Raw genomic sequence first — 26,113 nt, forward strand, 5'->3', positions numbered from 1 at the left:
CTATCTGAGTTCCCTCCGGCTTGTCTTTGACCTCAACGAAGGAAGCTGCTCCGGCGTTACTTGGTTTTCTTGACGAAGGTTTTGTAGATCCGGCCAGAGGCGGCCTGTTCTTCTTCCATGCCGACCAGTTGATGTCCCGTCGTGTCGCACCAGGCGGGCATGTCTTTCTTGATCCCCTCGTCGTCGGACACCACTTCGAGCACCTGCCCGAGGGTGAGTTCCTTGATCTTCTTCGAAGTCAGAATAATCGGCATGGGGCAAAAATATCCGAGTGTGTCGAGTTTCACATCAGCCTGCATCGTCGGTATCTCCGTCTGTGAACAAGTTATATGAAGAGGTTGACGCTACCCTGTTTGGCTTCGGCCAGATAGGTCGTGACCCCGGCGAATTGATCGATTCCGTCGATTAACGTGTCCTTGGTAATGCCCATCAGGCCCATCGTCGTGGTGCAGGCAATGAACCGCACGCCCAGATCCAGCGCCGTCTCCATCAGCTCGGGCACCCCCGGCATTCGGTTCTGCTTCATCACGAGTTTCATCATGCTGGTGCCGAGTCCGCCGAAGTGGAATCGTGAGAGCGGGAGATTGTCGGCTCCTCCCTTGTTCAGCATGCCGAATATGCGGCGCAGCCAGTCCTTGGCCGAACTGGCCGCCCCTTTCTTGCGGATCGTATTCAAGCCCCAGAAGGTGAAGAAAACGGTGACCTGCATGCCCATGGCGGCCGCACCGGTGGCAATGATGAAGGCGGCCATTGCGCGATCCAAGTCGCCGCTTAAAAGGACAATCGTCACCCGGTCAGGTTTCGATTCCTGCAACTGCGCCAGCGTGGCGGAGGGTTCGATTTGTGGCATCTGCTGCGTCATCTGCATGGGTACCTCAATTTGCGCGATAGGACTGTGCGGTGCGAATGTCCGCTGTTTTCGCGGCGATTTGACTATAGTCTCCGTATCTTTTTCTTGTCAAGGCGACGCGCTTGACCGCACCCGTGGGGCTGGCTATAGTCCCGCCCGTATGTTTTTTTGCATGATGCAGGATACTATAACGGCATGAGCACCGTTCTCGAACAAGACCCCGCACCGTTACGCAGTCCGCCGCTGTTGGGCTTCTGGTATGCGGCTGCGACCAGTTCTGAGGTGGCCCCTGGCACCATGAAGGGCGTGACGCTGCTCAGTACGCCGATTTTGCTCTGTCGCACCAAAGACGGCCGTGTCTCCGCGATGCTCGATCTGTGTCCCCATCGGGGGATGCCCCTGTCCTTCGGGCGGATGGAGGGCGATCGGGTGGAGTGTTACTATCACGGCTGGCAGTTTGAAACCGACGGACGGTGCGCGGCGATTCCGTCCCTCGTAAGCGATTCCCCGATCGACCCCAAGAAAATCTGCGTCACCTCCTATCCCTGTCAGGACCAGGACGGTTATCTCTGGGTCTACATGGGCGACAGCCGCTATCCGGACCGGCCGATCCCTCCGCTGATGCGGCATCCGCTTCCATCCAGTCCCTATCTGATGTTCCAGCATTCGCAGATGTTGTCCAGTACGCTTGATGACGGCGTGGTGGGATTGATGGATCCGGCGCATGGCCCCTATGTGCATCAGAGCAGTTTGTGGCGGAAGCCCGCCAGCCAGCACGACAAGGCCAAGACGTTTGAACCGATCCCAAACGGATTCCGGATGATCGGCCATGCGCCGTCGAAGAATAGCCCGCCGTATCAATTATTGAAGTGGGTTTCCGGGGGAGAGCTCACCACCACGATCGACTTCGTGCTGCCGAATCAGCGGTATGAATTGATCCAGTGCGGATCGCTGTGGGTCTCGATCAGGGTCCTGATGACGCCGATTACGGAACATGAAACCCGCATGGACTTCTGCGCGGCATGGAACGTCTTCCGTTGGTTGCCGTTCGGCTCATCGATTTTCAAGTATTTCGCTAAGGGCTTTCTGGCCCAGGACAAAGTGGCGATGGACCGCCAGTCAATCGGGCTCAAGCACAAGCCGCCGTTCCGCCTGGTCGGCGATGCTGATCAGCAGGCCAAGTGGTATCACAAGTTGAAAGCGGCTCATGTCGCATCGCTTCAGACCGGACAACCGCTCGATCATCCGCTCAAAGGCCCGGTCACACTGCGCTGGCGCAGCTGATTGTTTCCGTCGTTCGGAGAGGGCCTCACGCTCAATATCCGATGGAAGACAGTGAGATCAGCGGGCGGGCGCTACTGTTCTTTGGATTCAGACGGCAGGATTAACTCCATTGCCCGGCGGATCTGATCACGGGAGCCAAGTAACACCACAATATCGCCGGGGAGCAGTTTGGTTTTTTCCGACGGGTTTGACTCGGTCACTCCCGCTCTGGTCCAGGCAATGACCGAGGCTCCGGTCCGTGGTCGCAGGGACAGTTGGGAAAGCAGTTTGCCGGCTGCCGGTGAGGCTTCTTCAATCCGGCAGGTTTCTACCTCCACATCGCTGAGGGTTCCCCCGCGAAGATGATGGGCCAGTTCCGGCAAATCGCTCCGGCGTAACAGGGCGTACCCTTCCCGGCGCACCTGCTCGGCCTTCCGCATGACGAATTCCTGCGGCATATTGTAGGTGCGGAGCACCAGCGCGAAGATTTCAATCGACGTCTCAAATTCTTCCGGCACCACGTCATCGGCGCCGAGCTGATGGAGTTCTTCCAGTTCCCGCAGGTAGCGGGTCCGCACGACGATGTGGAGTTTCGGGTTCAACCCTCTGGCCACCTGTACGGTGCGCCGGGCCATGAAGGGATCGGAAATCGCCACGACCAACACGCGCGCATCTTCGATCTTCACATGGCGGAGCACGTTCGGGTTCGTCGCATCGCCGTAGTACAGCGGGAGTCCATGCGTGGTTTCCCGTTGGACGGTATCGCCGTCGAGATCCAGCGCGATATACGGCACTTCCGTTTCGCTCAGCACCCGCGCGAGGTTTCGCCCGTTCAGCCCGTATCCCACGATGATCACGTGATCCTTGATCCGGAGATGCCGCCCTTCCGTTTCCAAGACGTGGGCGGTCGTTCGACCGGGGAACCAGTGGCGGAGCCGCTGCATCGCTTCAGCCCGGCGGGCGAGGTGCGGGGACCATTGCATGAGGAACGGAGTAATAATCATCGAACACACCGACACCGCCAGGAATATTTGATAGGGCACGCCGGTCAGCAATTTGTTCTCTTGTCCAACTTGCGCGAGGATGAAACTGAATTCGCCGACCTGCGCGAGGGCCACGCCGGCCATCACGGCGGAACGCGGGGGGGCGGCGACGGCCAGGACGGCTCCGGCCCCGGTCACAAATTTGATCACGAGGATGGCGGCGAGGAGGCCGGTCACCACGGCGGGATATTCCAGCAGGATCCGCCAGTCCATTAAGATGCCGATGGACACGAAGAACAGGCTGTTGAAGCTGTCGCGAAACGGCAGGACTTCGGCCATGGCCTGGTGGCTGAATTCCGACTCTGAAATGACGAGCCCGGCGATGAAGGCGCCGAGGGCTAGCGACAGGCCGCCGAGCGCCGTCAGCCAGGCGATGCCGAGGCACAGGACGATGATCGTGAGCAGGAACAACTCGCGGCTGCGGCTGCGGACAATGTGTTCCAGCAGCTTCGGTACGAGATACCAGGCGGCAGCCACGACGAGACCGACGACCACCACGGATTTTCCGAGCGTGAGCAGAATGGAGAGCGCCGCTCCTTCACTGGGACTGGACAGAATCGGCGCGAGGAGGATCATCGGGACCACGGCCAGGTCTTGGAAGACGAGAATGCCGATGGCCGCGCGTCCGTGTAGGGACTCGCTTTCGCCGTTTGCCGCGAGAGCTTTCAAGACGATAGCGGTGCTGCTGAGGGAGATGAGGAAGCCCCAGAAGATGCCTTGTTGCCAGGGCACCCCGGCGAGCATCGCTCCGCCCCAGACGATGGCGATCACGCCTCCGACTTGAATCGGCGCGGCAATGAAGAGCAGGCGCTTCAGCGACGCCAGCTGTACGAGCGAGAATTCAATGCCGATGGTAAAGAGCAACAGGACGACGCCGATTTCCGCCAGCACTTGAACGGTACTGGAGTCGGAGATCAGATTGAACCCGTGGGGACCGATCAGTGCGCCGGCCACCAGAAATCCCGCAATGGACGGGAGCCTGAATTGATGAAAGACGAACACGACGGCAATGGACACCGTGAAGATGACGAGCAGATTGCTGAGGACGCTGTAGTCGGTCATACGAAAGCCTGCCAGGAATGAGTGTGAAGAGTCAGGCGGGGAGATCGGCTCATCCCGTTCACATCGCGCCTCACGATTCCCATGGTATAGAGCGGAGAATACCTCAGCGGAGGGTCCCGAACAAGGTAAAGCTTCTTGTCGGGCTGCGTCGAGGTGGGTAGAGTGGTCCGGGATGTCAGGAGAAGAAGCTGAATGATTCGCGCCATCCTGTTCGATTTTAACGGAGTCCTCGCGGATGATGAGACGGTCCATGTGGAGTGTTTCTGTCAGGCGCTCCACGAATTCGGCCTCGCCCTGTCCACAACGGAGTATTACGGGACCTATCTCGGGATGGATGAACGGAGCTGCACCGCGCTCCTCATAGCGGCACGTGAGGGCCAGAGTGATGCCGAGTTGGTTAGGCAGATTCAGGACCGCAAGGCCGAGTTGTTTCGATGCCATCCGGCTGCGCAGAAGCCGGCGCTCTTTCCCGGTGTGATTGAGTTTGTGCAAGCCGCCAGGCCGTTGTGCCGTCTGGCGGTCGCTTCCGGCGGCCGTCGCGAACAGATTGACCGGGCGCTGCACGGGACCGCGATCGAACGGGCCTTTGAACGTATCGTGTCGGCTGACGATTGTCCGGTCGGGAAGCCCGACCCTGCCATCTATCTCTTGACCTTGACGCGATTGAACGACGGCGTGCGGCCTCTCTTGAGGCCTGATGAGTGTTTGGTCATTGAAGATTCAAAGGCGGGTATTCGAGCGGCTCGGGCCGCCGGAATGTCCGTGCTCGGATTGGCGACGACCTACCAGGCCGATGAATTGCGTGAGGCGGATCGAGTCCTGCCGTCGTTGGTTGCGGTCGATCCCGGCATACTGCTTCGGCAGTTTTCCTGAGTGCGCCGGCTGTTCAATCTTGCGCACTTGATCGCGGGAAACCCGCTCCTGCTCTGCCTTTCCCCCTCCAAAGCGGCATAGACTCTCGTGACCTCCATTGCGTAGGCTGTCGCTAGTACGAGCGCGGCTCGCATCGTGGTGCTGAAGAGTGTCCGGTGCACGGTCATAATTTTTTCCGGAGGTGCTCCATGGGTGTGAACCAAATATTTTTCGTCATGACGCTGGTCGCGTTGACTGCTGTGAGTCCCGCGCACAGCGATACCCCGCCTCCGTCGGAACCGTCACATACGTGGGAATGTCCGCAAGCCGATGGAACACTGGTCTATACGAATAAAGAAAAACCCGGCTGCCGGGCAATGCCGCTGAAACCATTGTCGGTGGTTCCCTCATTGGAGAACATGCCCCTTATTCCCCGCACGATCGGCAATCCGCCCTACCAGGCTCCTGTGTCTCAGGGATATGGGCCTGCCAACGGAACACAGAATGTGCCGGATTGGGCCAAGGACTGGCATGCCTCAACAACAGGAAATCACGGCGACATCTGCGGGATGTTTTGGGAATGGGTCCGGTTGAATGAGAAGACCAGAGGCGGAGTTTTCTTTGGTTCTGATCCGTCCTACGGCAGTGACCTGAGTGGACAGAACCAGCGAGGTGCCAGTTATTCTTTCTATGATCAAACTCGGTATTCCGCGTTGGCAAGAATCTTTGGGTCAGGGTTTATTCCCGTCGGCTGCCAGTAAGCGCGGGGCGGCTTCGCTACGCAATTGAGCCAAGACGATGGCGGGATCCTCGTAGGCCCAGAAGGTCTGGATCTCGCCGGCTTCATTGAATTCGAACAGATCAATCCCCTTCCCCCCTTCACTTCGACAGGCTTCCCGTTTTTCCCGATTCCCTGTACATGAAACAGGACCGCTGCTCGGTTGTGGGAGATGTGTGTTTTCTGTGCGTGGAATAGTGATTTTCCGCAGGGTGCCGCCGATAGAGTGCACGAGCGTCTTCAGCGCGGCCTATCCTTGAACCGGCGTCGCGCCATAGGGCTCGTGGCTGATGGGATCGAGGGCGAACAGGCTGTTCAGACAATCGAACGGCTTATGCCTTGTAGTATTCGCGATACCACTTCACAAATCGAGGGATACCTTCCTCGATCGGTGTCGATGGTTTGAACCCCACATCATTGGCCAGGTCGTCAATGTCCGCATAGGTCGCCGGCACATCGCCGGGCTGCAGGGGCATGAGCTTCTTTTCCGCCTTCTTGCCGAGAGCATTCTCCAAGACTTCGATGAAATGCAGCAATTCGACCGGCTGATGGTTGCCGATGTTATAGACGCGCGCCGGAGCGGAACTGGTGCCGGGGTCCGGTTGTTCGCCATTCCACGACGGATTCGGCGTCGCCGGGTGATCGAGGGTGCGAATGATCCCCTCGACGATGTCGTCCACGTAAGTGAAATCGCGCCTCATCTTGCCGTGGTTGAAGACCTCGATCGGTTTTCCTTCCAGAATCGCCTTGGTGAAAATGAACAGAGCCATGTCCGGGCGTCCCCAGGGGCCATAGACGGTAAAGAAGCGCAGGCCGGTGCAGGGGATGCGATAGAGATGCGCGTAGCAATGGGCCATCAGCTCATTGGCCTTCTTGCTCGCGGCATAGAGGGAAACCGGATGGTCCACGTTGTCGTGGATCGAGAACGGCATATGGGTGTTCCCGCCGTAGACGGAACTGGAGGAGGCGTATACCAGATGGTCGACCTTGGCGTGCCGGCATCCTTCCAAGATGTTCATGAAGCCTTCGATGTTGCTCTCGGTATAGGCGTGGGGGTTGATCAGCGAGTAGCGGACGCCGGCCTGGGCGGCCAGATGCACCACGCGTTTGATTCCGTGATCGGCAAAGAGCGCCTTCATCCCTGCTCGGTCGGCCAGATTCAACTTGAGAAAGCGATGGCCGCTGGCATTGGCCAGTTGGGCCAGCCGTGCTTCCTTCAAGCGGACATCGTAGTAGTCATTGACGATATCCAGGCCGATGACCTGTTCGCCGCGCGCCAGTAAGCGCTGGGCCACGTGGAAACCGATGAATCCGGCTACGCCGGTGACAAGAATTGGGGATGGTGCTCCAGCCATTCGCGTGCACTCCTTCACATGTGGTTAACACGATGGTGCTTATGCCCGTCCGCCTGACTTCATGAACGGGGGATCGCCGTGGTCCAGACGGTGTAAGGCCAGCGGTGTCAAGGATTCCCCTGACGAGACCACTTCCACATGACCGTCCTGGTTGGCCCGATAGATGTCGAGCGCTCGAGCGTAATGATACCCGCAACCCTGAGCGTCGAGAAGGTCTTTCAGTTTTTCCGGACGTTCCCAATGCGCCGTGAGCAGCGCCGTTCTGGCAGGATTTCGTTGACTGAACATGAACGAGAGGTGGTCCGGATACCAGTCCGCTCCTCCGGTCGCATAGGAGACAAAGAGTTTGGCTTGGGCTGCGGCGCAGAGATCTGACAGATAGGCATTGGTGAGGTAGCCGTTTTCACCCACGTCCAGCCACTTCCCGGGATGAGACAGCGAGGCATGGGCGGCATAACTCCGCACCTCCAGCAGTTGTTGCTGTGATGCGAGCACGAGCGAGATCGGTCCGTATTTCTCGACCAGTTGCTGAATGATCTGTTCCTTGAGCGCGGAACGGCCGTTGTTCGTAGGGCCGCTGTCGGCATGCACGAGGATATTTTGCCCGCGGTCGTGGATCAGATAGCAGTTTCTTGGCATTTCGAGATCGCAGGGGTCTTCTCCATAAAACGGCACCGACACGACAGATCCGCCGTCGAAGTCCCAGCGTTCGCCGTGCGCCAGTTCAACCACTCGTCCGAAGCCCATCTCGCGTAAGAGTCCGAGATAATCGTAGTGCAGTTTCTTGCGGTTGCGCCGGCTGGGCACGACGATCGGCGTTTCTTTGGGAAGATGCAGGAGTGTCCGTGGGTCCACGTGATCGTCGTGGTCGTGCGTGAGAAATACGGCGGCCGGTTTCGGCAGCAACGCGCCCCACAACGACGGCACCGACGATTCCGCAAACCAGGGGAGCAGCCAGGGATCGAAGAGCAGCATCTGCGATTGCTGGCGGTAGAGCAGCGCCGCATGTCCGAGATGCACGAGATCCCGGTCCTGCACGGCGTCGAGCCAGCGCTGCCGGACGGTCGGCTGGGCGGTGCCGAGCAGGCACTCGTATTGGTGCAGGGACTCAATCAGCTTGAGTAAGAGCGGCTGGGCTTCGCGCGGTGCGGCCATGACGACCGTTTTGATTTCTTCGGTTTGATGCGTGCCGTCCAACATGCCGAGGACTTTGCCCACTGCCGGGCCGAGGAGGCGCTGATCGAATCCGATGGGAATGGCCTGCCGTTTGACCGAATGGAAAATGCGCAGGCCGCCGTTGGTGACGGTCGCTGATTTCGTCGGATCGGTTGGAAACTCCCACTGAAACGTGCCGTCGGGTTTCCGCCCGCAGCGGATATGTTGCTTCAAATACGGGCGAGAGTTCACCAGTTCCGCATAAGCATCTTCCAGCCGCCGCTGCCGATCGGCATCGTCCAGCGGGGCGCGCTTCGAGAACACGTCGCTGATGGCCGTATCGATGGAGCTCGACAATAGACTATGGGCTTCGTGCAGACTGGCCACGACTTCAGGCGCGATGCCGGCCACGAAGGGGAACGGACCGGGCGCTTCTCCGCTTTCCAATTGCACCCAACACCAGGGGGCGAGGCTCACATATTGTTGCCGTGGAAGCCGGTCCCATACGCTGCTCATGATCTATGTCCCGGTTTCCCAGCGGAGCTTGCTGATCGTGGGTTCGTAGAGGGCCTGAATCACGTTGCCGTCGGGGTCTGAAAAATAAAATGAGTAACTGCCGTCCCGGTGTTGCTTCGGCTGTTTGACGATCGTTCCGCCGAGCCGAGCAATCTTCGGAGAAATTTCTGTAAACATCCGGTCGACGGTTTGGGGATTGTCGAGTATCACGCCGACGTGGTCCAGCAATTGGCCCTGGGGTGGGCGATAGGCGCTGAGTTCGTTTTGGGGAATTTGATGGAGCGCCAGATTGTCGTGCCCTGAACTGAAGTAGACATTGTCGGCATCCGGCTCCCAGACGACCTTCATGCCGAGCAACTCTTCGTAGAATCGGCGAGACGTGGGGAGGTCGGTCACCCGAAGGGCCAGATGCCGGAGTCCTCGATGGAGCGGAAGAGACATGGAGCCGATCCTGTTCTCACAAATCAATCGACCTGAAACGACCATATAGTAGGGAGGCATTGCCTCACCCGTCAACGGAAATTCTGCTCCTGCGTGTCGGAGCGGGCGCAGTGGCCCAGGGTATTGCGGTCCACCATCCATCGCGAAAATTCTGCCCCTGTGGAAGGCGGTGTGGCTGTGATACCATGACGCATTGATCGTTGCACAAAGGAGTATCGTGGCATGAATGCTCTACGTTCTATGGTGCTTATGGGGCTCGTTCTGGTTGCAGCGCCGGCGGTCACAGTGGCCGGAGGGCTTGAGAAGGACACGAAGGGAAAAGATGGCGCCCCGATGGTCTTGATACCTGAAGGCCCATTCCCGATGGGGGTCCCGGATGGTGATCGTGACGGAGGACGGGATGAATATCCTCGCCATGACATATTCGTGAACAATTTCTATATCGACAAATTTGAACTGACTAACGGCCGTTATCTTGAGTTCGTCAAAGCGACCAATCACCGTATTCCGCAGAATCCCACGAACCCCACGAGAAATCTCTGGCAGGGCGATACCATTACCGAGTCGCTCGCCGACCGGCCCGTCGTCAATGTGGACTGGGCCGATGCGAACGCCTATTGCCAGTGGGCCGGCAAACGATTGCCGACCGAAGCAGAATGGGAGAAGGCGGCCAAGGGGACTGCCGATCGTCGCTTCCCCTGGGGCAATGTCGAGCCGACCAACAAGCATCTGAACTTCAACCAGAAGTGGATCGGTGAAAAGACCCTCATGCCGGTGGGAAGCTATGAGCTTGGGAAAAGCCCCTTCGGCGTCTATGACGTGGCGGGCAACGTCTGGGAATGGGTGAACGACTGGTACGACGCCAAGTATTACGAGAAGAGTCCGGCGAAAAATCCCACGGGTCCTGAGTCCGGGACCAAACGCGTGCTTCGCGGGTCAGGCTGGCAGAACGAAACGCCGACCGTCCGCATCTTCACCCGGGTGGACAGCGACCCGACCATCCGTAACGAATCGACCGGGTTCCGTTGTGCCATGGATGCAGGGACAAAGTAGCGTGGCCGATGAGTGAGAAGGGGTTGTCAGGCATTACCGTCGCCGCATTTGAAAGCCGGATGGCCGTGGAAATGACCCGGCTCATTGAACGATACGGGGGCCGCCCATCGGTGGCCCCCGCCCTCCGTGAACTTCCTATTCAAGATAATCCCACTGCCCTGCGATTTGGAGTTCGGCTCATCGAAGGCCAGGTCGATGTGCTGGTGCTCATGACCGGCGTCGGGACGACGGCGTTATTCGACATTCTCAAAGCCCGCCATCCCATGTCGTCCATCATGGTCGGGGTCAAACAAACGGCCGTTGTTGCGCGCGGACCGAAGCCGGTGGCGGCGTTGAAAGCGCTGGGGATCACGCCCGCACTCGTTGTTCCAGAGCCCAATACGTGGGTCGATGTCGTGTCGACGCTCGATGAATATCGCCCGGTCAAAGGGCTGCGTGTGGCGGTGCAGGAATATGGCAGTTCCAATCCTGACTTTCTGGAGGCGTTGAGAGTCCGCGGCGCCGATGTGTTTCCCGTCCCGGTCTACAAGTGGGGACTTCCGGAAGATCTGACTCCGCTCAGGCTGGTCTTGGCAGACGTGGTTGCCGGCGATATCTCCGTGATGCTGATCACGAATGCGGCGCAGATCGATCAGGTGATGCAGCTGCTTGAACAGGAGGGCAAAGTCCCTCTGTTTAGAGAAGCTTGTAAGGGGATCGTCATCGCCTCCATCGGTCCGACCGCCAGCGAACGGCTTCGGCACTACGACCTTCCTGTGGACTTTGAGCCGTCGCATGGAAAGATGGGTGTGTTGGTGAAGGAATTATCTGAACAGATTGCTCCGCTGCTCGCCGCTAAGCATCGCTAATCGCCTCGTCGATCCTCATCCAGGTCATTCTCCCTCTCGTTCAAACCTGTGCACCGGATGGATAGATCGCTTCGTGCGGTCTTTTGCAATCGCCATCTTTCGCGGGGTTCTGCCCGGCACTTTTCTTGCGGATCTCCGCGGAATTCGGTTTTCACACAGAGGGTGTTCTATGAAAAGGGGGATGCGATGGCAACAGCGTTTGACCTGGACAAACAGACGGCTTCGTACGTGTGGCAGCTGGAGGAACAACGCAAACTCGAAAAGACGTTGCTGGTTGAGCGGGTTCGTGGAACGAAAGAGGGCGCCGAATCGGTGTTCAACGATATCAAGACTCGCGTGGCGGTGCTCGAAAGGCTGAATGGAACCGCCGGCGCCGCCTGCATTGCGCCGATCGGCTGGAGTAAGCTTATTTTTACCGGTGCGGACAGTGTGTCGGCGCCCAATACGATCGGGTTCGGTGGCCGCGATGAAACGCTCCGTAAACTGGACCAGATTCGTTCTTTCGAAGACTTCACGTATCTGCGCCTGAGTGCGAATCCTCACTATGTGGAGCATGGGATGCCGAACAAATCAGCCCATGCGCGGGTCGGGGCCAATGCCTCAATGTGGGACACGCTGGGCTATGTGCATGTTGGGTATGTCACGCAGCTGGGGGTTCCGGCCTCGTTGGAACCGACGACCGTTTCGATCATGTCGCGGCTGAATACGCTCTTTAATTGGGTCGAAGCTAATGCCGTGGGTGACGAATGGTATGCCCATGTCTCGGCCACGGCCCGGCTCTGGGTGACCTACGACGGTGAGTTTCGTCAAGCGCCGCCGGCGGTATTCGTGAACGTCCTGGCGGCACCATCGCAAATGCGGACCCATCACGACATTCCATCACCGGCGCCGAGCGCGGCGTTGACGATGCAAGTGTCGGCGTCGGCCGGCAGCGGCACGACGATCAGCGTGTATGAAAGCATCGAGCTGGTCGCGATGACCCCGAATGGCCACGCCTATTTGGACGGCATCTTTTCGTGGGAGCCCCTGGCGGTGCAACTGAGAGAGGGTTAGCGCCCGGCGTCTTTGTAGAGGGATCGAAGGATCTCGGACGTGTTGAAGAGCATGGCGTTTAATCGCGTGTAGGCGGCGTGACCGTAGTAGTGCTCTTGGACATTCGTGGAGTTCGTGCAGTCTTTGTAGTCGACCAGCAGGCAACTACCTTCGCTGGGGAACCGTACGGCGCGGCGGGCGCACTCCAACCAGCGTTCGAACCCATCGTAGGGCTCGACCATTTCCCATATAGTTTTGTTGACGGTTTTTGCTGCTTCCGTCGCCGGGACGGCATCGCTTCCTGCGACGGCCAACTGCTGGACATAGTCTCCGCCCCAGGCGATGGGCATTTCCATCGTGACTTGGGGCAGTTCCATTTTGGAAAGCCAGGTCTTGCCATCCGTTCTGAGATTCCGGTGATTGACGATGTGCAACAGGCGCCCCATTCCTGAGAGGTCCCATCCGTATCGTACCGGGGTGCCCATGGTGACGACATCGAGGGTGGCGCCGTTCAGCAAGGAATGGTCAGCGAGGAGGGGTTCGATGCGTCGAGCGGTGGCGGCCAGGTCGGCTTGGTTGTATTGATCGGCAAAGGCGGTTAGTAAGCCCAGGAGCTTCGGCCGTTTCGTAATAGGGCTTGGGCAGAGCAGATTTGAGGCCAGGGCAAGCACTAACCCCGCCTGTCCGTGGGCCTGCACGAGGATCCGGTCTTCCTTGCCCAGTTTCTGCGTCTCGCAGAGGGTGTGTAGTTCATGGAGTAAGCGGACAGCGGCTGCCGCACGGCCTAGATGGTGATGTTCTGAGGCCCAGAGTAGGCGCTGGCAGGCGATCGGTTGAGGGAGGCGCTTGTTGATGGCTTGCTGAAAGAGCGCCACGTAGGCATTGGTGAAGTTGCCGGCCTCGCCGACTTGTCCATCAACGATCTTTCCGGTCGCCGCATCGTTCAAAAACGGAGGCTTGAGCCCTCCCGAGAGGATCGGGATTCCGTTTCCTCCTTCCCGCATGGCTGAAAGCAGGGCATCGACACCCGAGACGCCGCGCGAATAGCCGCGTTTCAACCCGCCGACTTCGTCCAGCCGTTGCATGCCGAACACATCGCTGCCGTGGATCGAGCCATGGAGAAACACGATGGCGCGAACGCGCGCTTGTGAGAGCGCCGTGCCGTAGTCGGCCATGCTCTCGAACCAGGCTGGAGATTCAGGTAGCGCGCCGCCGGTCAGTTCGGTGGCCGTCAATCGTTCGCCGGGGCTCTTTCGCGAGAGCTCGTCGTGCTGGAAGTTATTCTCGTTCGGCATGGGAAGAGGTATCTACCGCAAGTGGAAGCGGAAGTGCAACGAGGTTCGCATTTATTGGGATGCGGGAGGGACTGAATCGAGGTCTGGCGCGTGCCTCGGCTGAAGAGGACTCTTGAGCATCACGGCGGTGGCCGTACAGATTTTATGCTCTTCGTCGATCTGGCGATCGATGATCTTCACCCCCAGCAGGTATTCTTGGACCAGCTCCTCACGGGTCAGCTCAATATCCTGTTCGGGCTCCCGGCCTGTCCGCTCTCGGACACGGTCGACCATGTGCTCCTTCACCATCACACGGATTTGTTTCGCCAAGTCGGTCCGTGCCGAGAGTTCCGAGACGCGCTGACAGATGATCTTGCCCTTCGCTAAATCACCGTGGCCTTTGCCGACCCAATAGCGATCTGAGGAATAGGAGTCAGGATTGTTTTCAGCGAGCGAGTGGATTTCCCTGGCTGATTGAGCCGGTCTCTGTGGCTCTTGGTGCCGCTTGAGTTGATCGAATGATCGCTCTGCGCGAGTGTTGACCTCGTTCGGCTCGGCCGCCGTGCTAGGAAGAGGGAGGAGAAGTGCCGTGCTCCCAAAGCTCAGTCCGATCAGGATGTTTCCGATTGTACGCATCATGGATTACTTTCCTCGTGCCCCATGTCCCCCTCCTCCACCCCCGTGGTGTCCTCCCCCACCTCCCCCAGAGGCGCGCGGCGGCGCAACCTGGTAGGGGACCCGCGGGACTTGAAGAGATGTGGGCGGATGGATCTGGTTGATGGTCGGGGGAAGGTGTCGGCCGATGGGGGGCTGACTGCCGGAATTGAGACCAGGCGCTTGGCTGAAATTGCCATTCTGCCGCAGGAATTGTTGCATACGCGTGGCTGCGTGCGGCGGGAGCTGTTGGTTTGCCGAGGGCGCCAGGAACGGATTGAGTTGGTGTACGTCAGTCAAGTTGTGGGATCCTGGCTGGTTGCTGATTGGCGGTGCGGTTGGGGTGGCATGGGTGATTTCATTCAGGGTGCGCGGCACGCCCGGAGATCCGGGGCCGGGAACAATCTGATGAGTCGGCATATGGGACGGAGCATTGCCGGGCGTCGGCGGAATCGGTGGTTGAGGCGGCGTCGGTGGCTGTCTGGTCGTGATGACTTGTTGGGCGACGGCTACGTGAGGGCTGTTTGGATAGAGGCCCCGGGCGACATTTAAAAGCGCATGCGTCTGCGCCAGGCCGATCCAGGGGTAGGGATAGACGGCCGGCGAGACAATCACCCAGTCGGTCCAGGCCTGCGAGACCATCGCATTCGACTGAACGCGATTGAGAATTTCTTGCCGTTGTTGAAATGCTTGTTGCGTTTGATCGGGTGTTGAAGCATTTGCCAGGGCCAGGTTCGCGGCCTCGAGTTCCTGCTGGAGCTGTTCGTTTTCTTGTTTCAATGCCGCCAGCTGGACCCGCGCGTCTTCGTTCTCGCGGAGCGCGGCAATCGCATGACCGACTTCTTCGGTATCGACTTGGGCGACTAGATCGACCTTGACGACAATGGCGTCCCCGTCAATCGTCGTATTGGTTTGCTGATCCAGGACGAGGACGAGGCCAGCGGTATAGGTCCGGATCTCATCCTTGGTGACATCCATGCCGTCTACGACCGTGATGCTTTCGAGATAGGTCGCTACCTGTTCGAGCGCGGTTCGTTTGGCCGATTCCGTGGCCATTCGGATCGCGTCCTCGCGGGTGTCGCGGTCTCCCATCCGATACTCACCCTGAGCCGTGACCACGCGGATTTCAGCTTGTGCAGGGAGTGCCATCGAGAGCTGGGTTGCGATGAGGAGTAGTGCGGACAGTACGATGTGAGGACGCTGCTGCGAGACCGGGGGGATGGCTTGTTGTCCTGACTGAGCCGGCATTGCCTTCACCCTCTCCATAAAAGAGGACTGACGCACCAGGCCCCCGTTAGCTGACGCAATTCTGGCGGACCGGACGAATTCAGCATAACACCGGGCAACCCGTTTCGCCAGGCGATCCGCGCCTTCTGCAGCCATCTTGCCTTCCAGAAAATTCGCGTGCTAAGGTACGCATCCCCTTACTGGGTGAAAGGAAACGACGTATGTCTATGAACCGTTTATCTCGCTATTTGCTTACGGTCGTTGTCGGTCTCTCTATGCTGGGGCTTGAGATCTTGGGAGGGGCCGGAGGCGCCTATGCCTCGTCGACACCTCAAGCGAGGGAGCCGGTCCAGGGGGATTCTGAGCATGTCATTTTGTTTGTTCTTGAGGGATTTGGCCAGGATTCGCTCAAGGGCGGTGCGATGCCGGTTATTAGTAAACTGGTGAAAGACGGCGCGGTCACCTGGTCCGCCACAGGGGTCAATCCGGCCTTGCGGTTGCCGACGATGGCATCGATTGTGACCGGAATGCCGGTCGAAAAGCACGGCATCACCTGGAACGTATTCGAATTCAGCCGCGGCTATCCGCGCTCCCCCAGCATGTTCGACTACCTGGACTTAAGCGGCGGCCGCGACAGCGCCATTTTCTATATGGACGAGTCGCTCTACCAGCTGGCGAGGCCGGAGGTGTACACCGACTATCAGTTATGCGGCGCATTGCGCCCTGAGTGCCGTTCCGAGAAGATCGTGTCCTATATTCGGCAGTACTTCCAGAAAGCCACGAGCGGCTCCGGCTATGGCCATGCGATTCTCTCGGTTCCCCATCTGTTGGTCGTGCATTTACCGGAAGCCGGCCGGGCCGGGGTGGCGCACGGGTGGAATTCCAAGGAGTACCGCCAGGCGTTGCAGGCAGTGGATAGTGCGATGAAGTCTGTGTTGGATGTCTTCAAAGAGCATGGCCTCTCCAACCGGACCACGGTGTTGGTCACGGCGCTCAGCGGCCCCGGGACGGATCTGAGCGGTGAAGCGGCTACTACGGCGGGTACTCCGATGGTGCCGTGGATTGCGTCAGGAGTAGGGATCAAGCATGGGCAGGTCATCCACCAGCCGGTCTCGATCATCGATACCGGAGCGACGGTCATGCGCATGCTCGGACTTGAGACCCATACGGAATGGGACAGCAAAGCGGTCGAAGAAATTTTTCAATCGGCGGCGGTCGCGCCGGTCGCGGCCTCGTCCAAGAAACAATAGGGCGATTATGAGGACACGATTTTCTCGTCAATGGGGTGTCGCCCTCGCAGGGGCGGCGATGTTCGGAGTGCTGGTGTGCGCCTGGCCGCTGAGTGGGCAAGCCGGCCCGCCGCCGGCTCATCTCAGGGAGCATCCCATCACAATCGACGCAACGCAGTTGGTGCCGGCCTCGTGGTGGCAAGTCCCGGGCGCGACGCCATCCATCTATCACTCTGATCCGGATTCGCTGGATGCGCCGAAGACGTCCGAACGACGGGAATTGCAGCTCAAGCCGGGCAAATACAAATTCATCGCCTTCACGTTCGATTTCCCCTTCGCCGTGAATCTCTCCGGGATGGTGGAGTTTTCGAAGGCCCTGGATCAATGTGTCGAGGGCCGCGGCACTCAGACGCTGGTGATCAAGTGCAAACGGACGTATCCCCACGGGGGGCAGCGCGATCAGTATTACGAACAGAAGCCATAACTACTATGACGCAATCTCTAGAAGATTTGTTGGAAGCGCTCGAAGATGTCGATGATGCGACGCGTGAGGAGGCGGCGAAAGCCCTGGCCGAACTCGGCGATCCCAAGACCATCGACCCTCTGGTGAGCGCCTGCGGTGACGATTTCTGGTCCGTGCGGGCCTATGCCGGGTGTGCCGTGGCAAAGATCGGCGGGCCGAAGGCGCTGGAGGCGCTGGTCGGTCTGTTCAACGATTCCATCATGGAAGTGCGCAATCAGGCTGTCGAGGCGACGGCGAAGATGGGCCCGACGGTTGTCGATCGCATGATCGCGGCGTTGAAAGATGAACGGTGGCGGGTTCGGGAACATGCGGCAAAGACCTGCGGAGAGATTCGTGACGAGTCGGCGGTCGATGCTCTCATTGCCGTCTGTCGCGATCGCGATGGTGCGGTGAAGAGCGCTGCGGCTGAAGCCCTGGGGAAGATTCGCGACGCGAAGGCCGTTCCGGGGTTGATCAAGCTGTTCCGGGATTCATCAAAGATCGTACGTGAAACTGCCGGGACTGCACTCATCTGTATCGGGCAGGCGTCGGTCAACCCGCTGGTCGAGGCGCTGAAAGACAAGGATTTCGTCGTGCGGTGCCATGCAGCCCGGGCACTGGGCGGGATGACCACCGACTATCAAATCGGCCGGACGTGGGTTCGCGATGCCAATGTCGTCGATGCGTTGATTGCCACGTTGAAAGATCCGGATCGGGCCGTTCGTGAGGATGCCACGATTGCCTTAGGCATGATCGGCGACTCGCGAGCCATCGATGCCCTGTTAGAAGCCATGAAAGACGGCGTCGTCAAGCGGCATGCGATTGCGTCCCTCGGCATGATCGGCGATCCGCGGGCCTTGCCGGCCGTCTTGGATGCCTTGAAGGGAAAGGGCATCAAGCAAGAGGGCACTCCGACGCCGGGTTGTATTGTGAGCGAAGATGCCTTCATCAAGGAAGCGGCGGCCACGGCCCTCGGGCAGTTCCGCGATCCCTCAGTCATTCCCGATCTCATTATGTTGTTGAAGGATGGCGTGTTGCGAGAAAAGGCCGCTCAAGCCCTCACCGTGATCGGGGACACGGCCATTGAACCGTTGATTGCGTTTCTCTATGACCCAAAGGCGTCCGAAGTGGAAGCCGAGGGCGAGCGGGTGCTGTCCTATGCATCCGTTCGACTGACGGCCAAAGATGCGCTCCGGTTGATCGTCCTGGAAACATTGGAAACGCTGGGCTGGTCGCCTCCTGCGGAAGAAGTGCAGATCAGCTCCAGCAAGGCGGACAATCTCCGCGTCGATCGGCCGTTGGGCGATACCGGCCGGTTCGGGCCGTCAGGCGACGTCGCCAAGTCTAGCTAGTGCTTCGGGAACTGCGGTCGTCCTTCCTCCCTATCCTCGCCAGTGGCGTGCAGGTTCCGTTGACCCTATAAAAAACCGTGTGCTAGGGTTATCGGCTCGATTCAGGAGGTCCAGAGTGGGGGATCCCGTGGCAGAGCAGATTGCAGCCCTCAAAGACGAGGATTGGGCTATTCGCGAGGAAGCCGCCGGCTTGCTCGGGACCTTCAAGGACCCGCGCGCGGTTCAACCGTTAGTCGCGATTCTTCGCGATACTGATCGTGCTGTGCGGGAAGCGGCGATCGGGGCACTGACGGCAATCGGCGCGCCCTCCGTAGAGGCCCTAGGCGCCTGTCTCGTCGCCCGCGAATTATCGGTACAGGAAGCGGCCTCTGGAATTCTCGCCTCGATCGCCGACGAACGGGTGTATGAGCCATTGGTGGCCGCGTTGCGGAGCGCCGATTGGATCGTGCGCATGCATGCGGCGAAGGCCTTGGGGCGTGTGAAAAATATGGCGGCGGTGGAGCCGTTGATCCCGCTGTTGCAAGATAAAGTCAAAGCTGTGCGGGAAGAAGTCGCGACCGCCCTGGCTTCGATCGGGGAAGCCGCGATCCCTTCGTTGCTGGAGGCGTTGCAGCACACCGAGTGGCTGGTTCGACTCCACGCGGTGGAGTCGCTCGGCAAAACGAAATCGCCCCGTGCAGTTGAGCCGCTTCTTGCGCTGCTGTTCAATGACCGGGATTCCGCTGTTCGAGAAGATACGGTGCGGGCTCTGGGTGAAATCGGCGATCCGCTAGCGGTCGAGTTTTTGTTCACCGCAATGCGGGAGCCGGGATTGCGCACCCTGGCGGTTGAAGCATTGGGACGTATCGGTGACCGGCGGGCGGTGCCGGTGCTCATTGCCGTGGTCGCAGGTACCTGTCCGCCGGATGTAACGCGGGCGGTTGCCGGCTGCGGCGATCAATGGAACGAAGAGGTCATCACCCAGGCCGCGGCCGCCCGGGCCTTGGGCATGATCGGCGATGACGCCGCGGTTCCCGCGCTGGTGGCTGCGTTGGAGCCGACATTCACGAGGGCTGAGGCGGCGGCGGCCTTAGCGAAATTCGGATCGAAAGTGGTGCCGTTCCTCATTCCACTGTTGACCGGTCATCCCGATGAGAATATGCGCTATCACGTGAAGGAAACGTTGGCGTTGGCCGGCTGGCGAGCTGGGCGTGTCTAGACGGATGCTAAAAAGTCTACCACAGGCGTTCTCGCGTCGTGCCGAGACTCAACGTACGAAGAAGTCCGCCTTGTCCCGTAATAGAGCGCGTCCGTATTCATGATGTGTCCGATGGTTCTATTGAAAGTATAAATGTCCAAGGAAACGATCGAAACGCTGGTCTCGGAGCTGGTCCATGAAGAGGATTGGCGGCGCATGCGGGCGACGGCGGCCTGTGTGGCCGGCGGACCCCGCGCCGTGCAAGCGCTGGTCGAAGCGCTTCGGACCGGGACGCCTGAGCTGAAAAAAGAAGTGGCGGCAATGTTGTCGCGCATCAAAGATCCGCAGGCCGGCGTGGCGCTGGTCGGTCTCCTGGAAGACGAAGATGAAGTGGTGCGGAAGGCGGGCGCTAATGCGTTAGAGCAGATGGCCGGGGTGCTCGATACCGACACCGCTGCGGCTCTAGTGGCGTTGCTTCCCAAATATCAAGAAGGCGAAGCGCGCCAGCTGATGACGCATCTGGTCGGGGCCATTCCGACGGCGGTCATTCCGCTGTGCGATATGTTGAAGCACCCGGATCCATCGGCACAGGTGACGGCCGCGTTGATGCTCGATCAGCTTCTGGATCCCCGCTCTATCGATGCGTTCATTGATGCGATGGGGCAGCCGGCGGTTCAGGATATTGCGGTCAGCACGTTGAAAAAGCTGAGCGCGATTCGTGAGCGGATCGACGAGACATTCAACGCGCTTCGGGATGTGGAAGGGGCGAGTGAACGCGAAGAAGCGCGGATGTCGACGGTGATCTATCTCTTGGGCATCGGGCGGCCGAGCGTGGAAATTTTAATCGAATATCTTGAAGATGACGATTGGCTGGTGCGTGAAGCGGCGGCCGACTTGCTGGGAAAGATTGCGGATGTGCGGGCGGTTGAACCGTTGATGCGGCGGCTGGAGCGCGACAAGGATACCGGCGTGAAGGAGTTGGCGATCAAGGCGCTGGGATTGATCGGCGACGCCCGTCCGACGCAACTCTATCTGGAAGCGATTCCGATCCGGCCGCTCCGGGTGTATGCCATGGAGGCGCTGGCCAAGATTAAGGATGTGGAAGTGTTGCGTCCCCACAAGGAGCTCTTTGATCGGCTGCGGACGGACCGCGATGGGTTGGTGGCTTATAATGCCGGGCTGATCGCTGATAAACTCGAAGCCTTAGGCGGAACCGATATCACAGGTCAGGAAGGGAATCACGAGGATGAGTAACGAGACAGAATCTGATCGGATTGATCTCCTCATTTCAGCATTGCGTGATGAGAATGAAGCGTTGCGCGATCACGCGATCGCGAGTCTCGGGCAGATGGGGTCCGACGCCGTGCCGCGTTTGATCGGGTTGATGGCCGATGAAGATGTGGTCATTCGAGAGGCCGCGACGACGGCGGTGGTGCGGATCGGGCCCTCCGTAGTGGAGGCGCTTTTGGAGGCCCTGCAGGACGATGAGTGGGCGATTCGAGAGCAGGCCGCATCCGGGCTGGGCAAACTCAAAGACCCGCGCGCGGTTGAGCCGCTCGTGAAGGCACTCAAGGATAAAGATGGTGCCGTGCGGACGGCGGCGGTCTGGGCGCTGGAGCGAATCGGTGATGCGCGTGCAGTTCCCGGGCTGGTCGATGTACTGGGCGACAATACCCTGCGGGAAGATGTTGCCCGCGTGTTGAAAAAAATCGGCGATGCACGCGCGGTGGATGCGTTGATTGACGGACTCTTGGGCAATAATTGGATGGTGCGGCGCCATGCGGCAGAGGCATTGGGAAAGATCGGGGATCACCGCGGAGTCGGTCCGTTAATCGAATCATTGCAGGACGAAGATTGGCTGGTCAGACGGAATGCGGCGGAATCGCTGGCGCGGCTCGGGGCGAAGGAGGCGATTCAGCCGCTCTTGCCGCTACTGGAAGATGAAAATACGATGGTGCAAGAAACCGTCGAAGGTGTACTTGCGAGCTTGGGTTGGACAGCGAAACAGTAACGACTCATCTACCTTTTTAGAGAAGAAGGACATACGTTATGGCTGATGAAGCACCGGTAAAGTTGATTCAGATCGGTCCGAAGGGCGGGGAAAAGAAAGACGGCTTCAACCTGGTGACGGAGCGGGTGGTGGCGATCAACCCCGAGGCCAAGCAGCTCGAAGTTGAATTGCTCGCCTACGATGGCAAGACGGTGGTCCTGGAAGTCGCCGAAGAGGCGCTTGAAGATCTCAAGAAGCTCAAGGTCGGTGACGGAGCGACTATCCGGGTTGTGGAAGAGGGTGGCAAGCGCGTCGCGAAGAGTTTCCGGATTCGTTCGAAAGATCCGAATGCGGCCAAAGCCGATGCCATGTTGCTGGATCTCAAGGATCCGCACTGGCTCAATCGGAAGTATGCGGCGGAAGTCCTGGGCGAGCTTAAGGACAGCCGCGCGGTGACGCCTCTGGTGGAAGCCTTGGTGGATGAGGTCGGTGATGTGCGGCAGCGCGCCTATGATTCGCTGATCAAGCTCGGCGGGATTTCGGTGTCCTCATTGGTGCCGTTGCTGGTGTCTGAAGAGGATGAAATCCGGCAATCGGCGACGGAAATTATTCGGAAGATCGGCAAACCTGCGGTGGAACCGTTGGCGACAGCGTTGACGGATGCCGACGATCGGTTGAAGACCCGGATTATGAAAGTGCTGGATCGGATGGGCTATAAGCCGAAGGCCAAGCAGGAGACCGGCGCTGAATTGCCCCGCTTGACCTAAACTGCCGCCGACCGCGGCCTAGGCAGGCCGCGGCTCTCTGGTGGGACGACCGACCGATACGTGGCGGAACCCGTGTCCCGTCACACGGTCGGAGTCGTAGACATTGCGCAGATCCAGCAGCAGCCTCTGCCGCATGGACTGTTTGAGCCGCTCGAAATCAAGGTTCCGGAACTGATTCCACTCGGTCATGATGATGAGCCCGTCGGCGTTCTCAGCCACATCGTAGGTTTCTTTGCATGGAATCATTCCGGGGATGAGCTTGGTGGCTTCTTCCATCGACACCGGGTCGTAGGCACGCACGGTGGCGCCTTCCTTCATAAGTTCTTTCAGGATCGTCAGAGACGGGGCCTCCCGCATATCATTCGTATTTGGCTTGAACGACAGTCCGAGCACCCCGAGGGTTTTCCCGGCGAGCCCGCCGCACGCTTCGCGGATTTTCGCAACCATTCGGAGGTGCTGCTCGTAGTTCACTTTGGCGGCTGCACCCGCAATTTGGAATGGGTAGCCCACGCGCTCACCGGTCTGGACCAGTGCCGCGAGGTCCTTGGGGAAGCAGGACCCACCGAATCCAGGCCCTGCGTGGAGAAACTTGCCGCCGATTCGATGATCCAGCCCCATGCCCTTGGAAACCAGTTGCACGTCCGCGCCGACGCGTTCACAGACCGTGGCCATCTCGTTGATGAACGAAATCTTGACGGCGAGAAAGGCGTTTGAGGCGTACTTGATCATTTCCGCTGTGGGGACGTCGGTGACGACAAAGGGCGTTTCAAGCAGGTAGAGCGGCCGATAGAGATCTTTCATGATGGCTGCGGCTTGATCGCTGTCGGCGCCGAGCACCACGCGGTTCGGACGCATGAAATCTTCAATCGCGGATCCTTCGCGCAAGAATTCAGGGTTGGAGACGATGTCAAAATTAATCGGTTTCGTCTGGTGCTTTCGGATGACTTCCCGGAGTCGCTCGCCGGTTCCGACGGGGACGGTCGATTTGGTGACGATCACTTTATAGCCGGTCATGTGTGTGGCGATGCCACGGCCGACTTCCTCCACAAAGGATAGGTCAGCGGATCCATCGCTCTTCGGAGGAGTGCCCACGGCAATAAAGATGACCAACGCTTTATCGACAGCTTTGACGACATCTGTGGTGAAGCTCAGCCGGCCCTCTTTGATTCCTTTGGCCACCAATTCAGTGATGCCCGGCTCGAAAAATGGCACCTCTCCCTTTTCCAGCTTCTCAACCCGACGGGCATCGTTATCCATGCAGGTGACGTTGACCCCGAACTCTGCGAAGCAGGCTCCTGTGACAAGGCCGACGTAACCGGTTCCGATGACGCTGATATGCATGAGATGATTTCTCCTTGGTAGCTAGGGTATTGGTGGAGCAAAGTATAGCAACGGATCAAACGGTGGGCAATGGAATGGCTAAAATCAGCTACTTAGTCTTCACGGTCGATTTCTCGGCGTTGACTCTTGGAAAATTGGTTGAGTAGAATCCGATACGTTTACCGAGATGGAGTATTGTTGCCGTGACTGCTCTAGGGATGCAGCGTCCGCTTGCCGTGATGATGCGGTCGTCCGCCCAAACGATTTCCCCGAATGCGACCGCCTGCGATGCTGCGCAACAAATGCGCGTGGCAAAAGTCGGGGCGCTCCTGGTTCGGGAAGGCATCTGCTACATTGGGATTATTAGTGAGGCGGATCTGGTTCGGAAAGTCCTGGCGGAGTCTCTGGTCCCCGCCGACATTCTTGTGCGGTCGGTCATGAGCGCCCCGCTGATTACCATCGATATTACGGCTTCGGCCCATGAGGCTAGCGACGTGATGGCGCGCGCTGGTATTCGTCATCTGGCGGTCGTCGAAGGCGGAGAAGTGGCTGGAATTCTTTCCGTAAGAGATCTGCTGCTGTATTTCAAGAATTGGGGCCCTCAATGATTCTCGCGGGGTTTTGCCTCCTTAGTCCTGGTCGACACCTACCTGTGCTGCCTCTTGCATGACTGCTGAAGGAAGTCCTCCAATCTCGCGTGCGTTCCTCCTTTCCACCGCGCTGATCACCGGAGCGGTCGTGATGGCGCTTGAAATTCTCGGCAGCCGTTTGCTCGCGCCTGTTTTTGGGAATTCCTTGTTCGTCTGGGGTGCGCTGATCGGAGTCATTCTTGCTGCGATGAGCAGCGGCTATGCCTTCGGTGGATGGGCATCGGATCGGTATGCGGGGGGAAGCGTACTCGCGGGGCTGCTGCTCTTTTCAGGGTCCTGGACTTTTCTCGTTGCCTGGGCCAGCCAACCGATTCTCTTTCAAGTGGATGCCTGGATACAGGATCCACGGTGGGGCCCGTGCCTGGCCGCCACGATCCTTCTGGCACCGCCTGCGTTTGGATTGAGCGGAGTTTTGCCGGCGATGTTGCGGTTGGCCGTCTCTGATATGGGGCATTTAGGGCGTCACACGGGCCGCATGATTGCCTTGTCAACCGTAGGGAGTTTGATTGGGACCTGGGGGACTGCGTTCTTTCTCCTTTCGTGGATTGGGAGCCAGGCGCTCGTGGCGTGGCTGGGAACCATTCAAGTCGCGCTGGGGCTATTGTGGCTTTGGCGCGGAGCCAAGGTGGGATTAATCGGGAAATTATTCGGGGTGGCGTGCAGTGGTCTATTTGTCGCACTGGCACTCCATCCTATTCAGAAATTGAATCCGCCGGTTCATCAGGAGGATAGTCCCTATCAGCAAGTGCGGGTGCGGGATGACCAGTTGTTTCGGTATCTCGTGCTTGATCGTACCTTTCATGCAGTGATGTGGAAGGCCGATCCGCTTCCGTTGTTTCTGCCCTACAGCCAGCTCATGGTTGCATCATTGGCGTTGGTCGATCAGCCGCGCCGTGGATTGATTTTGGGCCATGGCGGTGGCTCGCTGGCCAAGTGGCTGGCGCACTATTGGCCTGATCTGGAGATGGACATCATCGAGTTCGATCCGGTCGTGGTGCGGATGGCCGAGGACTACTTTGAGTATCGTCCTCCAGCCAATCACCATGTGCGGGTTAAGGACGGGCGGGCGTTCCTGAATACCACCGATCACCTCTACGATGTAATTTGGATCGATGCCTTTGCCCGTCACATGATTCCATTTCATCTGACCACAAAGGAATTCTATGCGGCGGTGCGAACGCATCTGAAGCCGGATGGAGTGGTGGCGTTGAATTTAGCGTCATCCGGAGAAGAGCTCGATAACGCACGAGCGGCGGCTGTCGTCCAAACAATGCGCCGGGAGTTTCCTGTGATTGAAACATTTGCGGTTAAAGGGCCGTGGAAGAGCGGCCAGACCAAAGCGGAGAATTTGATTTTTTTTGCAGGAAGTCCGGTCACGGAGCATGGCCATGAAGCCTTCATCGAAAAAGTGACAGCGATGGCTATGAATCGACAGCTGCCCGGCGAGGCCGTTGCGTTGCTTGCTTCTCATCGGACTGATCCATGGCCAATGGGATTTGAATTGACCGACGATTTCGCTCCCTATGATGTTCTGATAGGGAAAGATGCGCCGGACGCACGGTAGACAGAGAAATCTTATATAAGCATCGAATTTATTTAAGCTTTCAAGCGAATTGCAAATAGAGCCATCGTTGCGTTCTATCCAGAGAAGCTGCTTGCTTCCATTTTGAGCCCTATGCTATAAGTTGCGCCTCGTGATGTAGCACATGTTGGCATAGGGTGT

The 26,113-nt window shown here is 58.8% G+C and carries 25 protein-coding genes; 15 read left to right on the forward strand and 10 right to left on the reverse strand.

All coding sequences use genetic code 11. The annotated features are described in order from the left end of the window. Window positions 1-56 precede the first annotated feature (56 nt). Together NITLEN_RS08400 and NITLEN_RS08405 are read right to left on the reverse strand one after the other, a co-directional pair. Entirely contained in the window at window positions 57-299 is a 243-nt protein-coding gene (locus NITLEN_RS08400; RefSeq protein WP_121989145.1) for a sulfurtransferase TusA family protein, read from the reverse strand. Window positions 300-325: 26 nt separating this feature from the next. Then, window positions 326-868 carry a DsrE/DsrF/DrsH-like family protein gene (locus tag NITLEN_RS08405; RefSeq protein WP_245924414.1) on the reverse strand — a complete coding sequence of 181 codons (543 nt, stop codon included), beginning with the start codon at window positions 866-868 and terminating at the stop codon, window positions 326-328. Window positions 869-1,045: 177 nt separating this feature from the next. Between NITLEN_RS08405 and NITLEN_RS08410 the strand changes: the two genes are divergently transcribed. Continuing rightward, window positions 1,046-2,134: an aromatic ring-hydroxylating oxygenase subunit alpha gene (locus NITLEN_RS08410; protein ID WP_121989146.1), complete on the forward strand. Its 1,089-nt coding sequence runs from the start codon at window positions 1,046-1,048 to the stop codon at window positions 2,132-2,134. 71 nt (window positions 2,135-2,205) lie between these two features. On the opposite strand, the gene NITLEN_RS08415 is transcribed toward NITLEN_RS08410, so the two are convergent. Next, window positions 2,206-4,218 (reverse strand): monovalent cation:proton antiporter family protein, encoded by a 2,013-nt coding sequence (locus tag NITLEN_RS08415; RefSeq protein ID WP_121989147.1) that lies wholly within the window; start codon window positions 4,216-4,218, stop codon window positions 2,206-2,208. A gap of 192 nt (window positions 4,219-4,410) precedes the next feature. On the opposite strand from NITLEN_RS08415, the gene NITLEN_RS08420 reads away from it, so the two are divergent. Both NITLEN_RS08420 and NITLEN_RS08425 read left to right on the forward strand, forming a co-directional pair. Continuing rightward, window positions 4,411-5,091 (forward strand): HAD family hydrolase, encoded by a 681-nt coding sequence (locus NITLEN_RS08420; RefSeq protein WP_121989148.1) that lies wholly within the window; start codon window positions 4,411-4,413, stop codon window positions 5,089-5,091. Window positions 5,092-5,279: 188 nt separating this feature from the next. Next, complete coding sequence (locus NITLEN_RS08425; protein WP_121989149.1) at window positions 5,280-5,831, forward strand: hypothetical protein; 552 nt, start codon at window positions 5,280-5,282, stop codon at window positions 5,829-5,831. 349 nt (window positions 5,832-6,180) lie between these two features. Here NITLEN_RS08425 and NITLEN_RS08435 read toward each other — a convergent pair whose 3' ends face one another. Genes NITLEN_RS08435 through NITLEN_RS08445 form a run of 3 tightly spaced genes read right to left on the reverse strand, consistent with a single transcriptional unit; the run spans window position 6,181 to window position 9,315 of the window. Next, window positions 6,181-7,203, reverse strand: a complete 1,023-nt coding sequence (locus tag NITLEN_RS08435) for an NAD-dependent epimerase (protein ID WP_121989151.1) — start codon at window positions 7,201-7,203, stop codon at window positions 6,181-6,183. 39 nt (window positions 7,204-7,242) lie between these two features. Beyond that, entirely contained in the window at window positions 7,243-8,874 is a 1,632-nt protein-coding gene (locus NITLEN_RS08440; RefSeq protein ID WP_121989152.1) for an MBL fold metallo-hydrolase, read from the reverse strand. A 3-nt stretch (window positions 8,875-8,877) separates the two neighbouring features. Beyond that, window positions 8,878-9,315: a VOC family protein gene (locus tag NITLEN_RS08445; protein WP_121989153.1), complete on the reverse strand. Its 438-nt coding sequence runs from the start codon at window positions 9,313-9,315 to the stop codon at window positions 8,878-8,880. A 222-nt stretch (window positions 9,316-9,537) separates the two neighbouring features. Here NITLEN_RS08445 and NITLEN_RS08450 point away from each other — a divergent pair, with 222 nt between their 5' ends. The 3 genes from NITLEN_RS08450 (at window position 9,538) to NITLEN_RS08460 (ending at window position 12,269) form a co-directional block, all read left to right on the forward strand. Beyond that, the gene (locus NITLEN_RS08450; RefSeq protein WP_121989154.1) at window positions 9,538-10,368 is read left to right on the forward strand and encodes a formylglycine-generating enzyme family protein; all 831 of its coding nucleotides are present in this window, start codon (window positions 9,538-9,540) and stop codon (window positions 10,366-10,368) included. A gap of 8 nt (window positions 10,369-10,376) precedes the next feature. Further along, window positions 10,377-11,216 carry a uroporphyrinogen-III synthase gene (locus NITLEN_RS08455; protein ID WP_121989155.1) on the forward strand — a complete coding sequence of 280 codons (840 nt, stop codon included), beginning with the start codon at window positions 10,377-10,379 and terminating at the stop codon, window positions 11,214-11,216. A 186-nt stretch (window positions 11,217-11,402) separates the two neighbouring features. Next, the gene (locus tag NITLEN_RS08460; RefSeq protein ID WP_121989156.1) at window positions 11,403-12,269 is read left to right on the forward strand and encodes a hypothetical protein; all 867 of its coding nucleotides are present in this window, start codon (window positions 11,403-11,405) and stop codon (window positions 12,267-12,269) included. Here NITLEN_RS08460 and NITLEN_RS08465 read toward each other — a convergent pair. Genes NITLEN_RS08465 through NITLEN_RS08475 form a run of 3 tightly spaced genes read right to left on the reverse strand, consistent with a single transcriptional unit; the run spans window position 12,266 to window position 15,559 of the window. After that, window positions 12,266-13,543 carry a hypothetical protein gene (locus NITLEN_RS08465; RefSeq protein ID WP_121989157.1) on the reverse strand — a complete coding sequence of 426 codons (1,278 nt, stop codon included), beginning with the start codon at window positions 13,541-13,543 and terminating at the stop codon, window positions 12,266-12,268. The genes NITLEN_RS08460 and NITLEN_RS08465 overlap by 4 nt on opposite strands. A gap of 51 nt (window positions 13,544-13,594) precedes the next feature. Further along, window positions 13,595-14,161, reverse strand: coding sequence for a hypothetical protein (locus NITLEN_RS08470; RefSeq protein ID WP_121989158.1), 567 nt, complete (start codon window positions 14,159-14,161; stop codon window positions 13,595-13,597). A gap of 3 nt (window positions 14,162-14,164) precedes the next feature. Continuing rightward, the gene (locus tag NITLEN_RS08475) at window positions 14,165-15,559 is read right to left on the reverse strand and encodes a hypothetical protein (protein WP_146216142.1); all 1,395 of its coding nucleotides are present in this window, start codon (window positions 15,557-15,559) and stop codon (window positions 14,165-14,167) included. 71 nt (window positions 15,560-15,630) lie between these two features. Between NITLEN_RS08475 and NITLEN_RS08480 the strand changes: the two genes are divergently transcribed. The 7 genes from NITLEN_RS08480 to NITLEN_RS08510 all read left to right on the forward strand — a co-directional run bounded on the left by NITLEN_RS08480 (window position 15,631) and on the right by NITLEN_RS08510 (window position 22,420). Then, window positions 15,631-16,653, forward strand: a complete 1,023-nt coding sequence (locus tag NITLEN_RS08480; RefSeq protein ID WP_181416726.1) for an alkaline phosphatase family protein — start codon at window positions 15,631-15,633, stop codon at window positions 16,651-16,653. Window positions 16,654-16,660: 7 nt separating this feature from the next. After that, window positions 16,661-17,116, forward strand: coding sequence for a hypothetical protein (locus tag NITLEN_RS08485; RefSeq protein ID WP_146216143.1), 456 nt, complete (start codon window positions 16,661-16,663; stop codon window positions 17,114-17,116). Window positions 17,117-17,121: 5 nt separating this feature from the next. Next, on the forward strand, window positions 17,122-18,486 hold the full coding sequence (locus NITLEN_RS08490) for a HEAT repeat domain-containing protein (protein WP_181416727.1): 1,365 nt from the start codon (window positions 17,122-17,124) through the stop codon (window positions 18,484-18,486). A gap of 115 nt (window positions 18,487-18,601) precedes the next feature. Then, a complete protein-coding gene (locus NITLEN_RS08495) occupies window positions 18,602-19,684 on the forward strand; it encodes a HEAT repeat domain-containing protein (RefSeq protein WP_146216144.1) in 1,083 nt (360 codons plus the stop codon). 132 nt (window positions 19,685-19,816) lie between these two features. Beyond that, a complete protein-coding gene (locus NITLEN_RS08500) occupies window positions 19,817-20,917 on the forward strand; it encodes a HEAT repeat domain-containing protein (RefSeq protein WP_121989164.1) in 1,101 nt (366 codons plus the stop codon). Next, entirely contained in the window at window positions 20,910-21,674 is a 765-nt protein-coding gene (locus NITLEN_RS08505) for a HEAT repeat domain-containing protein (RefSeq protein WP_121989165.1), read from the forward strand. The genes NITLEN_RS08500 and NITLEN_RS08505 overlap by 8 nt, the downstream gene beginning before the upstream one ends. Window positions 21,675-21,712: 38 nt before the next feature. Beyond that, window positions 21,713-22,420 (forward strand): HEAT repeat domain-containing protein, encoded by a 708-nt coding sequence (locus tag NITLEN_RS08510; protein ID WP_121989166.1) that lies wholly within the window; start codon window positions 21,713-21,715, stop codon window positions 22,418-22,420. A gap of 18 nt (window positions 22,421-22,438) precedes the next feature. On the opposite strand, the gene NITLEN_RS08515 is transcribed toward NITLEN_RS08510, so the two are convergent. After that, window positions 22,439-23,761, reverse strand: a complete 1,323-nt coding sequence (locus NITLEN_RS08515; protein ID WP_121989167.1) for a UDP-glucose dehydrogenase family protein — start codon at window positions 23,759-23,761, stop codon at window positions 22,439-22,441. A gap of 182 nt (window positions 23,762-23,943) precedes the next feature. On the opposite strand from NITLEN_RS08515, the gene NITLEN_RS08520 reads away from it, so the two are divergent. Together NITLEN_RS08520 and NITLEN_RS08525 are read left to right on the forward strand one after the other, a co-directional pair. Further along, window positions 23,944-24,348 carry a CBS domain-containing protein gene (locus NITLEN_RS08520; RefSeq protein ID WP_146216145.1) on the forward strand — a complete coding sequence of 135 codons (405 nt, stop codon included), beginning with the start codon at window positions 23,944-23,946 and terminating at the stop codon, window positions 24,346-24,348. 58 nt (window positions 24,349-24,406) lie between these two features. Then, on the forward strand, window positions 24,407-25,954 hold the full coding sequence (locus NITLEN_RS08525; RefSeq protein ID WP_121989169.1) for a fused MFS/spermidine synthase: 1,548 nt from the start codon (window positions 24,407-24,409) through the stop codon (window positions 25,952-25,954). Window positions 25,955-26,113: the final 159 nt, after the last annotated feature.

The sequence above is a fragment of the Nitrospira lenta genome (assembly GCF_900403705.1).
Lineage (GTDB): Bacteria > Nitrospirota > Nitrospiria > Nitrospirales > Nitrospiraceae > Nitrospira_D > Nitrospira_D lenta.